The sequence below is a fragment of the Streptomyces tricolor genome, assembly GCF_002155905.1.
Taxonomy (GTDB): Bacteria; Actinomycetota; Actinomycetes; order Streptomycetales; family Streptomycetaceae; genus Streptomyces; species Streptomyces tricolor.
Map to the genome: position 1 here is coordinate 1 of NZ_MUMF01000090.1, position 11,708 is coordinate 11,708.

General features: G+C 71.5%; 11 protein-coding genes. 4 read left to right on the plus strand and 7 right to left on the minus strand.

Features of this window, described 5'->3' with window-relative positions:
• On the minus strand, positions 1–724 hold a 724-nt coding region (locus tag CCN44_RS07635; protein WP_208639729.1), incomplete at its 3' end, for a D-alanyl-D-alanine carboxypeptidase.
• Between the two features lie 124 nt (positions 725–848).
• Here CCN44_RS07635 and CCN44_RS07640 point away from each other — a divergent pair.
• Together CCN44_RS07640 and CCN44_RS07645 are read left to right on the plus strand one after the other, a co-directional pair.
• Positions 849–1,340: an inorganic diphosphatase gene (locus tag CCN44_RS07640; protein ID WP_029381130.1), complete on the plus strand. Its 492-nt coding sequence runs from the start codon at positions 849–851 to the stop codon at positions 1,338–1,340.
• A 115-nt stretch (positions 1,341–1,455) separates the two neighbouring features.
• Positions 1,456–3,108: a threonine/serine exporter family protein gene (locus CCN44_RS07645; RefSeq protein ID WP_059251561.1), complete on the plus strand. Its 1,653-nt coding sequence runs from the start codon at positions 1,456–1,458 to the stop codon at positions 3,106–3,108.
• Between the two features lie 78 nt (positions 3,109–3,186).
• On the opposite strand, the gene CCN44_RS07650 is transcribed toward CCN44_RS07645, so the two are convergent.
• Positions 3,187–4,122, minus strand: a complete 936-nt coding sequence (locus CCN44_RS07650; RefSeq protein ID WP_272935055.1) for a DedA family protein — start codon at positions 4,120–4,122, stop codon at positions 3,187–3,189.
• Between the two features lie 191 nt (positions 4,123–4,313).
• Positions 4,314–5,075, minus strand: a complete 762-nt coding sequence (locus CCN44_RS07655; protein ID WP_059251557.1) for a MerR family transcriptional regulator — start codon at positions 5,073–5,075, stop codon at positions 4,314–4,316.
• Between the two features lie 121 nt (positions 5,076–5,196).
• Here CCN44_RS07655 and CCN44_RS07660 point away from each other — a divergent pair, with 121 nt between their 5' ends.
• Together CCN44_RS07660 and CCN44_RS07665 are read left to right on the plus strand one after the other, a co-directional pair.
• Positions 5,197–6,480, plus strand: a complete 1,284-nt coding sequence (locus CCN44_RS07660; protein WP_059251555.1) for an ion channel protein — start codon at positions 5,197–5,199, stop codon at positions 6,478–6,480.
• Between the two features lie 28 nt (positions 6,481–6,508).
• Entirely contained in the window at positions 6,509–7,915 is a 1,407-nt protein-coding gene (locus CCN44_RS07665) for a glutamate decarboxylase (protein WP_059251553.1), read from the plus strand.
• A gap of 34 nt (positions 7,916–7,949) precedes the next feature.
• On the opposite strand, the gene CCN44_RS07670 is transcribed toward CCN44_RS07665, so the two are convergent.
• The 4 genes from CCN44_RS07670 to CCN44_RS07685 form a co-directional block, all read right to left on the minus strand.
• Positions 7,950–8,567: a PadR family transcriptional regulator gene (locus CCN44_RS07670; RefSeq protein ID WP_059251550.1), complete on the minus strand. Its 618-nt coding sequence runs from the start codon at positions 8,565–8,567 to the stop codon at positions 7,950–7,952.
• Positions 8,568–8,591: 24 nt separating this feature from the next.
• Positions 8,592–9,131: a DinB family protein gene (locus CCN44_RS07675; protein WP_059251548.1), complete on the minus strand. Its 540-nt coding sequence runs from the start codon at positions 9,129–9,131 to the stop codon at positions 8,592–8,594.
• Between the two features lie 161 nt (positions 9,132–9,292).
• Positions 9,293–10,753, minus strand: a complete 1,461-nt coding sequence (locus CCN44_RS07680; RefSeq protein ID WP_086697197.1) for an aldehyde dehydrogenase family protein — start codon at positions 10,751–10,753, stop codon at positions 9,293–9,295.
• An 88-nt stretch (positions 10,754–10,841) separates the two neighbouring features.
• Positions 10,842–11,666 carry a helix-turn-helix domain-containing protein gene (locus CCN44_RS07685; protein ID WP_059255152.1) on the minus strand — a complete coding sequence of 275 codons (825 nt, stop codon included), beginning with the start codon at positions 11,664–11,666 and terminating at the stop codon, positions 10,842–10,844.
• Positions 11,667–11,708 lie beyond the last annotated feature (42 nt).

Sequence of the window (11,708 nt, forward strand, 5' to 3'; positions counted from 1 at the left end):
CCGCGGCCAGCGCCCGCAGCCCGGCCCAGCCGCCGGTCCGGGCGTGCGCGGTGAGGGTGGGGTCGCCGCCGCCGACCAGGACGAGTTCCCGGGTGTCGGGTTCGAGGGCGGTGCGGGTGGTGAGGCGGTGGTCGGGGCCGAGGGCGGACAGGGCGGCGACGGCGGTGGCGATCTTGGTGGTGGAGGCGGGGGTGAGGGCCCGGCCGGCGTCGGCGCCGTACAGCTGCTCGCCGGTCGCGACGTCGACGACGGCCGCGGCGCGGGTGTCGCCGAGCGCGGGGGCGTCCAGGAGGGGCTTGAGGACGTCGGAGAGGGCCGTCGGGTCCGGGGCGGACTTCTTGGTGCCGACGGCGCTCGTCACGCCGCCCAGGCCGGTCAGTACGGGCCCGGCGCTGGGCGCGGGCCGGGGCGCGGCGGCCGTGCCGGAGCGGCCGTGATCTGCGCCACCTGATCGCTCCAGGGCGGCGGCCCGGTCCCGCTCGGCCGTACGCTGACCGTTGGCGTCCCAGGGACCGGCCGCGGTCACCACGCCGACGGCCAGCGCCAGGCCGGCGGTGGCGGCGCCCGCGGTGTACTGCCAGGTCCTGACGGTCCGCGGACGGGAGAGGCGGGGAAGGTGCACGGGCCGGACCCGCACGGCTCTCGTCAGCCGGGCGAGGCGCGGCCCGGCGGCCGTCACGGCGCCCGCCAGACGCGGTCGTACGGCGTTCGCGATCCGCACCACCTGCGGTCTCGCGGCTCGCCAAGGCCTCAGCTTGGGCACGACCACCAGCCCCTTTCGCGATCACACACCTGCGTGAGGGACACTTAACCACCAGAACTATGTGCTGATCATGGAGGAGCCACCGGTGGAGTTCGACGTCACGATCGAGATCCCGAAGGGTTCGCGGAACAAGTACGAGGTGGACCACGAGACCGGTCGGATCCGCCTGGACCGTCGTCTCTTCACCTCGACCGCCTACCCGACCGACTACGGCTTCGTCGAGAACACCCTCGGCGAGGACGGCGACCCGCTGGACGCGCTGGTCATCCTGGACGAGCCGACCTTCCCGGGCTGCCTCATCCGCTGCCGCGCGATCGGCATGTTCCGCATGACGGACGAGGCGGGCGGCGACGACAAGCTGCTGTGCGTGCCGGCCACGGACCCGCGTGTGGAGCACCTGCGCGACATCCACCACGTGTCGGAGTTCGACCGCCTGGAGATCCAGCACTTCTTCGAGGTGTACAAGGACCTGGAGCCCGGCAAGTCGGTCGAGGGCGCCAACTGGGTGGGCCGGACGGACGCCGAGGCGGAGATCGAGCGGTCGTACAAGCGCTTCAAGGAGCAGGGCGGCCACTGACCGGCCGGTTTGCCTTTCGCGGGCCGCGGCACCCTGCGTGGGGTGGCGCGGCCCGTTTGCGTACCCATGCGCATACTGAGGCCTACGGAAGGTGTCGTTCAGGGAGCGGTGCGAGGTGACGGAGGCGGACGACCGCAAGCCCCGGTCGGACGAGGCGCGGTACGACCCGGAGATCACATCCGAGTTCGCCGTTCCCGAGGGCCTGGAGGTGCCCAAGGGCGGTGAGTCGGAGACGACCTCCGAGTTCGCGGTGCCGGAGGGGCTTCAGACGCCGCAGCCGCCGAGCGCCGAGCCGGAGGGTTCGGCGTTCAGCACGCCGAGCACCTACAGCGCCCAGAACGCCCCGGCCGCGTTCACGCCGGCCACCGGAGTGCCGCTGGTCAGCCTGGTCAAGGACGCGCCCTGGCAGGACCGGATGCGCACGATGCTGCGCATGCCGGTGACCGAGCGGCCGGCGCCGGAGGTGGTGCAGCGCGAGGAGGAGGGCGGTCCGGCCGTCCCGCGCGTGCTGGACCTGACGCTGCGTATCGGGGAGCTGCTGCTGGCCGGCGGCGAGGGCGCGGAGGACGTGGAGGCCGCGATGTTCGCGGTGTGCCGGTCCTACGGCCTGGACCGGTGCGAGCCGAACGTCACCTTCACGCTGCTGTCGATCTCGCACCAGCCGTCCCTGGTGGAGGACCCGGTGACGGCGTCCCGGACGGTACGGCGGCGGGGCACCGACTACACCCGGCTGGCGGCCGTCTTCCGGCTCGTGGACGACCTGACCGACCCGGAGACCCACGTCTCGCTGGAGGAGGCCTACCGGCGGCTGGCGGAGATCCGCCGCAACCGGCACCCGTACCCCGGCTGGGCGCTGACCCTGGCGAGCGGGCTGCTCGCGGGTGCGGCCTCCGTGCTGGTCGGCGGTGACCTGATCGTGTTCGTGGCGGCGGCGGTGGGCGCGATGCTCGGCGACCGGCTGGCATGGCTGTGCGCGGGGCGCGGGCTGCCGGAGTTCTACCAGTTCACGGTGGCCGCGATGCCGCCCGCGGCGATCGGGGTGGCGCTGACGCTGGCGCACGTGGACGTGAACGGGTCCGCGGTGATCACCGGTGGGCTGTTCGCGCTGCTGCCCGGGCGGGCGCTGGTGGCGGGGGTGCAGGACGGGCTGACCGGCTTCTACATCACCGCCTCCGCGCGCCTGCTGGAGGTCATGTACTTCTTCGTCGGGATCGTCGTCGGGGTGCTGATCGTCCTGTATTTCGGCGTGAAGATCGGCGGCAAGCTCAACCCGGACGCGGCGCCGATGATCTCCGAACGGCCGCTGATCCAGATCGCGGCCTCGATGCTGCTGTCGCTGACCTTCGCGGTCCTGCTCCAGCAGGAACGATCCACCGTGCTCTGGGTGACCCTCAACGGGGGTGTCGCCTGGTCGGTGTACGGCGCGATGCACTACGTCGGCGACATCTCGCCGGTGGCCTCCACGGCCGTGGCCGCGGGCCTGGTGGGGCTGTTCGGTCAGCTGCTGTCCCGGTACCGGTTCGCCTCCGCGCTGCCGTACACGACGGCGGCGATCGGGCCGCTGCTGCCCGGTTCCGCGACGTACTTCGGTCTGCTGTCCATGGCGCAGAACGACGTGGACAAGGGGCTGGTGTCGCTGGCCAAGGCCGCGTCGCTGGCGATGGCCATCGCGATCGGGGTCAACCTGGGGTCGGAGATCTCCCGGTTGTTCCTGCGGGTCGGCTCCGCCGGGAAGCGGCGGGCCGCCAAGAGGACCAGGGGGTTCTGAGCGCCGTCCGGCTCGGGACGCCCTGATCGTCGGCGGCTGCGGGTGCGTGCGGGTTCCTCGCGCAGTCCCCCGCCACCCTCACGGGGCGCGGTAGTCGCCCTGGTCGTAGTCGTACGGGTACTGCTGCTGGGGATGCTGCTGCGGGTACTGGTGCTGGGGATGCTGCTGCTGCGGGTACTGCTGCTGGTCGTAGTACTGGTTGTCGTAGCCGCCCTGGTTCCAGTGCTGCTGGTCCTGCTGGTAGGGCTGCTGGTCGTACTGCGGGGCGTACGGCTGCTCCGGCTCGATGCGGCGCAGGCGGGTCGTGGCGTCGTCCATGACCGGGGGCTGCTGGAACCGGGGCTGCGGGTGGACGGGCTGCTGGGCCGGCTGCGGCTGGGTCTCGCGGGGCTGCTTCTTGTTCTTGCTCCGCGCGCGGAGGTACTCGATCACGATCGGGATCACGGAGACGAGGACGATCAGGATGAGGATCGCCTCGATGTTCGCCTTGACGAACGTGATGTTGCCCAGCCAGGAGCCGAGCAGGGTGACACCCGCGCCCCACAGGATGCCGCCGAGCACGTTGAAGATCAGGAACGAGCGGTACCGCATGCCGCTGACGCCCGCGATGATCGGCGTGAACGTACGCACGATCGGCACGAAGCGGGCCAGGACCAGGGACTTGGGGCCGTACTTCTCGAAGAACTCGTGCGCCTTGGTGACGTTCTCCTGCTTGAACAGGCGCGAGTCCGGCCGGTTGAACAGCGACGGGCCGACCTTCTTGCCGAACATGTAGCCCGCCTGGTCGCCGAGGATCGCGGCGACGCAGATCAGGACGATCGCCGCCCACAGCGGGAAGTCCAGCTCGCCCGACGTGATCAGCAGACCACAGGTGAACAGCAGCGAGTCACCCGGCAGGAAGAAGCCGATGAGCAGGCCGGACTCGGCGAAGACGATGAGCAGCAGACCCCAGATGCTGTACGTGTCGAGCAGGTAATTGGGATCGAGCCAGCTCGGGCCGAGGGCGAGTGTCATCACGGGTCCGGGCTCCTGAGGGGTGAAGGCGGCTTTGGGCGGCACGGCGTCCATGTACGGCCGCACAAAGCTATCAACGTGAGGTGACCGCCCCAGGTTCCACCGGCGGTTCCAGGATGCACTGTGAGGGGACCGGGAGAAAGCTGTGACTCATGGGGCCAGGCCCGGGAGCGGGCTCCCGGGCCTGGCTGCTAGGAGGCGTGCCGGTCGGCGTTGGCGAGGATCGCGTCGCGCAGGTGCTCGGCGACACCGGCTCCCATGGCGTCGTAGTACGCCTTGAAGCGCTCGTCGGAGACGTACATCTCCCCGAAGCACCGGTGCATCTCGTACGGCACCTCGAAGTACCACCGGCTGATGTGCTGCCGGTGCTCCTCGGCCAGGTCCATGGCCGCCCCGCCGGACGGCGGCTCACCGGCGGCCACCAGGGCCGCGTACCGCTCGTTCCAGGCGTCGGTCTCGGCCTGGATGCGCTGCCAGTCCTCCTTCGTGTAGCGGGCGGCGCGGCGCTGCGACTCGGCGTAGGCCTCCGTGCCGCCCCAGCGCTCCCGCGTCTCCTCGGCGTACTGCTCGGGGTCGTGGTCCCCGAAGACCTCGAACCGCTCCTCCGGCGTGAGGTTGATGCCCATCGTGCGTGCCTCCAAGGCGTGCTCCACGGCCGCGGCCATCTTCTGCAGCTTCTCGATCCGGGCGGTCAGCAGTTCGTGCTGCCGGCGCAGGTGGCTGCGCGGGTCCGCGTCCGGGTCGTCGAGCAGGGCCGCGACCTCGTCGAGCGGGAAGCCCAGCTCCCGGTAGAACAGGATCTGCTGGAGCCGGTCGAGGTCGGCGTCGCTGTAGCGCCGGTGGCCGGCGTACGTCCGCTCGCTGGGGACGAGCAGGCCGATCTCGTCGTAGTGGTGCAGGGTGCGCACCGTGACGCCGGCGAACCCCGCGACCTGTCCCACGGAGTAGCTCACTTTCCGCTCCTTGTCGTCGGTACGCCTCCACGCTGAGGCCTCACGTCACGTGAGGTGCAAGCCGTATTTCCCCGGGATGTTGCATGCGTTTTGCTCGTTTAAGTCCGTTTATGGTGAGCCCGTGGCCCAGGAGACGACGCAGGAGCCCCCGAGCGCTCCGACCGCCCCGGCACGGGCTCTGCTGCCGTTCATCCTGCCCGCCGTCGTCGTGGGCGTGGCCGCGAGCCTGGTCTTCGTCGGGGTGAGCGCGGCGGCGGAGCGGCTCCAGGGGGTGCTGTGGGGGCCGCTGCCGGACGCGCTCGGGGTGGGCCGCTTCTCCGTGCTGTGGATGTGCGTCATGCTCACGGCCACCGGGATCGCCGTCGGCCTGGTGGTGTGGAAGGTCCCCGGCCACGCCGGGCCGGACCCGGCCACCCTCGGCCTGAACGCCCCGGTGCTGCCGCCCGCCGTGCTGCCGGGTCTGCTGCTCGCCACCGGCCTGATGCTGGCCGGCGGTCCGAGCCTCGGTCCGGAGAACCCGATCATCGCCGTGAACGTGGGCCTCGCGGCCTGGCTCGGCGGGCGGTTCCTGCCCCGGACGCCGGGCGCGCTGTGGCCGGTGCTGGCGGAGGCGGCGACGATCGGCGCGCTGTTCGGCACGCCGGTGGCGGCGGCGCTGGTCATCTCCGAGGCGCTCGCGGGGCGGCCCATGCGGGGCCGGCTGTGGGACAACCTGTTCGCCCCGCTGACCGCCGGGGCGTGCGGGGCGATGACGACCACCCTGGTGGCCCACCCCACCTTCGACCTGGGCCTGCCGCCGATGGGCCACCCGCACGCGAGGGACGTCCTGGCCGCGCTCGTGATCGCCCCGGCGGCCGCCGCGCTCGGCATGGGCGCCGTGTACGCCTTCCCGTACGTCCACGGGGCGCTGCGGCGGCTGCGGCACCCGATGCTGATGCTCCCGGCGGGCGGGCTCCTGCTGGGCGCCCTGGCGGCCGCGGGCGGCGAGCTGACGCTGTTCAAGGGGCTGTCCGAGATGGGGCAGCTGGCCCGCGCTCCGGAGGGCCGGTCGGCGGGCGGGTTCGCGACGCTGGCGGTGGTGAAGCTGGCGGCGCTGCTCGTCGCCGCGTCCTGCGGCTTCCGGGGCGGCCGGATCTTCCCCGCGGTCTTCGTCGGCACCGCCCTCGGCCTCGCCGCCCACGCGCTCGTGCCGGCCGTGCACCCGGCCGTGGGCGTGGCCGCGGGCGTCCTCGGCATGCTCCTGGCGATCACGCGGCAGGGCTGGGTGAGCCTGTTCACCGCCGCCGTCCTGGTCGTCTCGCCCGCCGTCCTCGCCCTGCTGTGCGTCGCCTCGCTGCCGGCCTGGCTGCTGGTGACGGGCCGGCCGCAGATGCAGCTGCGCGAGGACGGCACCCCCGTCCGCTGACCCCCCATCCCCCTGGAGGCACATCCCCATGGCCCTGCACCGAGGTCCCGAGCGGCACGAGGCGCGGACGGTGTCGGTCAACCCCTTCTTCGGGGCGGCCGACCCGGTCGGCGGCATGGCCGAGGCGCCGCCCACGCACCGGCTCCCGGACGCCCCGCTGCCCCCGGCCACCGCCTACCAGCTGGTGCACGACGAGCTGATGCTGGACGGCAACTCCCGGCTGAACCTGGCCACCTTCGTCACCACCTGGATGGAGCCGCAGGCCGGGGTGCTGATGGCGGAGTGCCGGGACAAGAACATGATCGACAAGGACGAGTACCCGCGCACCGCCGAGCTGGAGCGGCGCTGCGTGGCGATGCTGGCCGACCTGTGGAACGCGCCGGACCCGTCGGCCGCGGTGGGCTGCTCGACGACCGGCTCCAGCGAGGCGTGCATGCTCGCCGGGATGGCGCTCAAGCGGCGCTGGGCCAGGCGGAACGCGGACCGGTACCCGGGCGCGCGGCCCAATCTGGTGATGGGGATCAACGTCCAGGTCTGCTGGGAGAAGTTCTGCGCCTTCTGGGAGGTGGAGGCCCGGCAGGTCCCCATGGAGGGCGACCGCTTCCACCTGGACCCGCAGGCCGCCGCCGAGCTGTGCGACGAGAACACCATCGGGGTCGTCGGCATCCTCGGCTCGACCTTCGACGGCTCCTACGAGCCGGTCGCCGAGCTGTGCGCGGCCCTGGACGCCCTCCAGGAGCGCACCGGGCTCGACATCCCGGTGCACGTCGACGGGGCGTCCGGCGGGATGGTGGCGCCCTTCCTGGACGAGGACCTGGTGTGGGACTTCCGCCTGCCCCGCGTGGCCTCGATCAACTGCTCGGGCCACAAGTACGGGCTGGTCTACCCGGGCGTCGGCTGGGCGCTGTGGCGGGACCGGGAGGCGCTGCCCGAGGAGCTGGTCTTCCGGGTGAACTACCTGGGCGGCGAGATGCCGACCTTCGCGCTGAACTTCTCCCGGCCCGGCGCCCAGGTGGTGGCGCAGTACTACACGTTCCTGCGGCTCGGCCGGGAGGGCTACCGGGCGGTGCAGCGGACGACGCGGGACGTGGCCTGCTCGCTCGCCGGCCGGATCGCGGCGCTCGGCGACTTCCGGCTGCTCACGCGCGGGGACCAGCTGCCCGTGTTCGCGCTGACCACGGCCGACGGCATCACGTCGTACGACGTCTTCGACGTCTCCCGGCGGCTGCGCGAGGGCGGCTGGCTGGTGCCCGCGTACACCTTCCCGGCCCACCGCGAGGACCTGTCGGTGCTGCGGATCGTGTGCCGCAACGGCTTCTCGCACGACCTGGCCGACCTGTTCCTGGACGACCTGACCCGCCTGCTGCCGGAGCTGCGCCGGCAGCCGCACCCGCTGACCCGCGACAAGGGCGCGGCGACCGGGTTCCACCACTAGGGCCCGCGACGCCGGCGTGATCCGACGACAGGCGCTAGCCGGGGGCGTACGGGTTCTCCGCGTCGTCGGCGAGCAGGCCGGCGAACGGTTCGCCCTCGCCGGCGAAGGTGTAGGCGCCCTTCTCGATGCGTTCGACGAGGCCCCGGGTCCACTCGGCCTCGGAGTCGGCCGTGTGGACCCACATGTTCATGATCTCGCCGATGTGGCCCAGCTGTTCGGGGCCGTCCTCGGGGACGTAGTGCTCGGTCACCGAGGACCGCCACGCCCCGATCCTCCGGGTCCGCTCCTTCAGCAGGGCCACCGCCTCGGCCCGCGGCAGGTCCACCATGAAGCCGATGGCCGCCGTCTTCACGTCGCCCCGCTGGTCGTAGGTGACCAGCGCCTCCCGCAGCAGGGCGAAGTACTCCTCGGTGCCCCGGTCGGTGAGTTCGTACTCGGTGCGCGGCGGACCACCCGCCGTGGACGGCGCGATCTCGTGCGCGTGCAGCAGCCCCTGCTTGGCCATCTGCTTCAGGGCGTGGTAGATCGAGCCCGGCTTGGCGTTGGACCACTCGTGCGCGCCCCAGTACTCCAGGTCGCCGCGGACCTGGTAGCCGTGGGCCCGCCCGTGCTGGCGGACCGCGCCCAGCACGAGGAGACGGATCGCTGACATGCGCTCCAGGTTATTGCCGTACGGCTATCCCCCCTGCTCCAGGGCCACCAGCTCGTACGCGGTCTTCCCGTCCAGGGACTCGCGGATGATGTCGGCGTGGCCGGCGTGCCGGGCCGTCTCGCGGATCAGGTGCAGGCACAGCCAGCGCAGCGAGACCCGGCCCTCCGGCGGGAACCAGGGGTCGGGCGGCAGCGGGAAGGTGTCGTCGAGGCTGGGCGCGGAGCGGATGAACTTCTCCGTCTCGGCGGCCACCTGCTCCCAGTAGGCCAGCTGCGAGGCGACCGTCTCGTCCCCGACCAGCTCGTAGGTCTCGTGCCAGTTCGACGCGTCGCGCTCCACCGCCGGCGGCTCCTGCTTGCCCCGCGCGACCCAGATCTGCTCGACCTCGGCGACGTGCTTGAGCAGGCCGCCCAGGGACAGCGCGCTGACGCTGGGCCGGGTACGGGCCTGCTCCTCGGTCAGCCCGAGCAGCGCCCGGCGGATCCCGCCGCGCTGCTCCTCGATGAACGCGAGCAATGCCCCGCGCTCGTCGCCCCTCGCCTCAGCCGGAACGTGCGTGACCATGGCGTGCTGCCTTTCGTTCGGTGGTTCACCGGGGCTGTCGCGCCCCGACACCGACGAAGCTACGGGCCATTGAGGACAGGAAGTGTCCTCAATGGCCCGGGCGCGCCGAGGGATCCGGGATCGGGAAAGGGACCGCGGTAGCGGAAGGTGCCCGCGGGCGGCTAGAAGGGGAATCCGCTGCGGCCGTGCTGCACCGAGATCCACTTCACGGTCGTGAACGCCTCCAGCGTGGTCTCGCCGTTGAGGCGGCCGAGGCCGGAGTGCTTCTCGCCGCCGAAGGGCACGATCGGCTCGTCGTGGACGGTGCCGTCGTTCACGTGGAACATGCCGGTGTCGATCCGCTTGGCGAAGGCCACGCCCCGCTCGATGTCACCGGTGTGCACGGCGCCGCTGAGGCCGTACGGGGTGTCGTTGACGATCCGGACCGCCTCCTCCTCGCCGTCGAACGGGACGAGGAAGACCACCGGGCCGAAGACCTCCTGCCGCAGCAGCGCGGAGTCGGCCGGTACGCCGGTCAGCACGGTCGGCTCGACCAGGTTGTTGGTCGTGCTGCCGCGCACCAGGGCGGTGGCGCCCTCGGCGAGCGCCTGCTCGACGGTGCCCGAGATCGCGTTCGCCTGCGCGGAGTTGATCACCGGGCCGATGACGGTCTCCGGGTCGCGCGGGTCGCCGACCTTGAGGGACCTGACCTTGGCGACGAACTTCTCGGTGAACTCGTCGGCGACGGACGCGTCCACGAGGACCCGGTTGGCGGCCATGCAGACCTGGCCCTGGTGCACGAACCGGCTGAAGACCGCCGCGTCCACCGCGTAGTCGAGGTCGGCGTCGTCCAGCACCACCAGCGCGCTGTTGCCGCCCAGTTCGAGGACCGAGCGCTTGAAGTGCCTGGCGCAGACGGTGGCGACGTGCCGGCCGACCTTGTCGGAGCCGGTGAAGGAGATGACCTTCGGGACGGGGTGCTCGAGGAACGCGTCACCGATCTCGGCGATGTCGGTGACGACGACGTTGAGCAGGCCGCCGGGCAGCCCGGCCTCCTCGAAGATCTTGGCGAGCAGGGTGCCGCCGGCGATCGGGGTGTTCTGGTGCGGCTTGAGCACCACGGCGTTGCCGAGCGCGAGGGCGGGCGCGACCGACTTCAGCGAGAGCAGGAAGGGGAAGTTGAACGGGCTGATCACGCCCACCACGCCCACCGGGACCCGGTAGACCCGGTTCTCCTTGCCCTCCGTCGGGGAGGGCAGGATCTTGCCCTCGGGGCGCAGCGCGAGGTGGATCGACTCGCGCAGGAACTCCTTGGCGAGGTGCAGCTCGAAGCCGGCCTTCACGCGAGTGCCGCCCAGCTCCGCGATGATCAGGTCGGCTATCTCCTGCTCGCGGTCCTCTATCAGCCGCAGGGCCCGCTCGAAGACCGCTCGCCGGGTGTAGGGGTTGGTCTCGGCCCACTTCTTCTGGGCGCGGGCGGCGGCCTGGTAGGCCTGGTCCACCTCGTCGACCGTGGCCACCGTGATCGAGGCCAGCTTCTCGTCGTCGTAGGGGTTGAAATCGATGACGTCCCAGGAGCCCGTGCCCGGGCGCCATTCGCCGTCGATGTACTGCTGGGCCAGGTCGGTGAAGCAGGACGACATGTGATCCCTCAATCGCTAGCGGACGCCAGATCTACGCCAGGTCTGATCGGACGTCATCGTACTTGCGACAGAAGGGAGTTGGGATGCGTCAGGAGAGTTGCAGCAGACCGCGGAGCAGGTCCCGGCTCTCGTCCGGGCCGGGGCTGTCCTGCTGGAGCTCCTTCAGGGCCTGCTCGTACTGGGCGACGTCCTCGCGTTTGTCCAGGTAGAGGGCGCTGGTCAGCTGCTCCAGGTAGACCACGTCGGACAGGTCGGACTCGGGGAAGCTGAGAATGGTGAAGGCGCCGCTCTCGCCGGAGTGCCCACCGAAGCTGAACGGCATGACCTGCAGGCGTACGTTGGGCCGCTCAGAGATGTCGATCAGGTGCTGGAGCTGGCCGCGCATCACCTCGCGGTCGCCGTAGGGGCGGCGCAGGGCGGCCTCGTCCAGAACGATGTGGAACTCGGGGGCGTTGTCGGCGAGCAGGTACTTCTGCCGCTCCAGGCGCAGGGCGACCCGGCGTTCGACGTCGGCGACGCTCGCGCCCTTCATGCCGCGCAGGACCACCGCGCGGGCGTACTCCTCGGTCTGCAGCAGGCCGTGCACGAACTGCACCTCGTAGGCGCGGATCAGCGAGGCGGCGCCCTCCAGGCCCACGTAGGTGGGGAACCAGCTGGGCAGGACGTCGGTGTAGCTGTGCCACCAGCCCGCCACGTTGGCCTCCCGGGCGAGGGAGAGGAGCGACTCGCGCTCGGCCTCGTCGGTGATGCCGTAGAGGGTCAGCAGGTCTTCGACGTCCCTGGTCTTGAAGCTCACCCGGCCCAGCTCCATCCGGCTGATCTTCGACTCGGAGGCGCGGATCGAGTATCCCGCCGCCTCGCGCGTGATGCCCCGTGCTTCACGCAGTCGCCTGAGTTGCGAGCCGAGCAGCATCCGCCGCACCACCGATCCGGGCTCTCCCGCGCTCACGTTCGC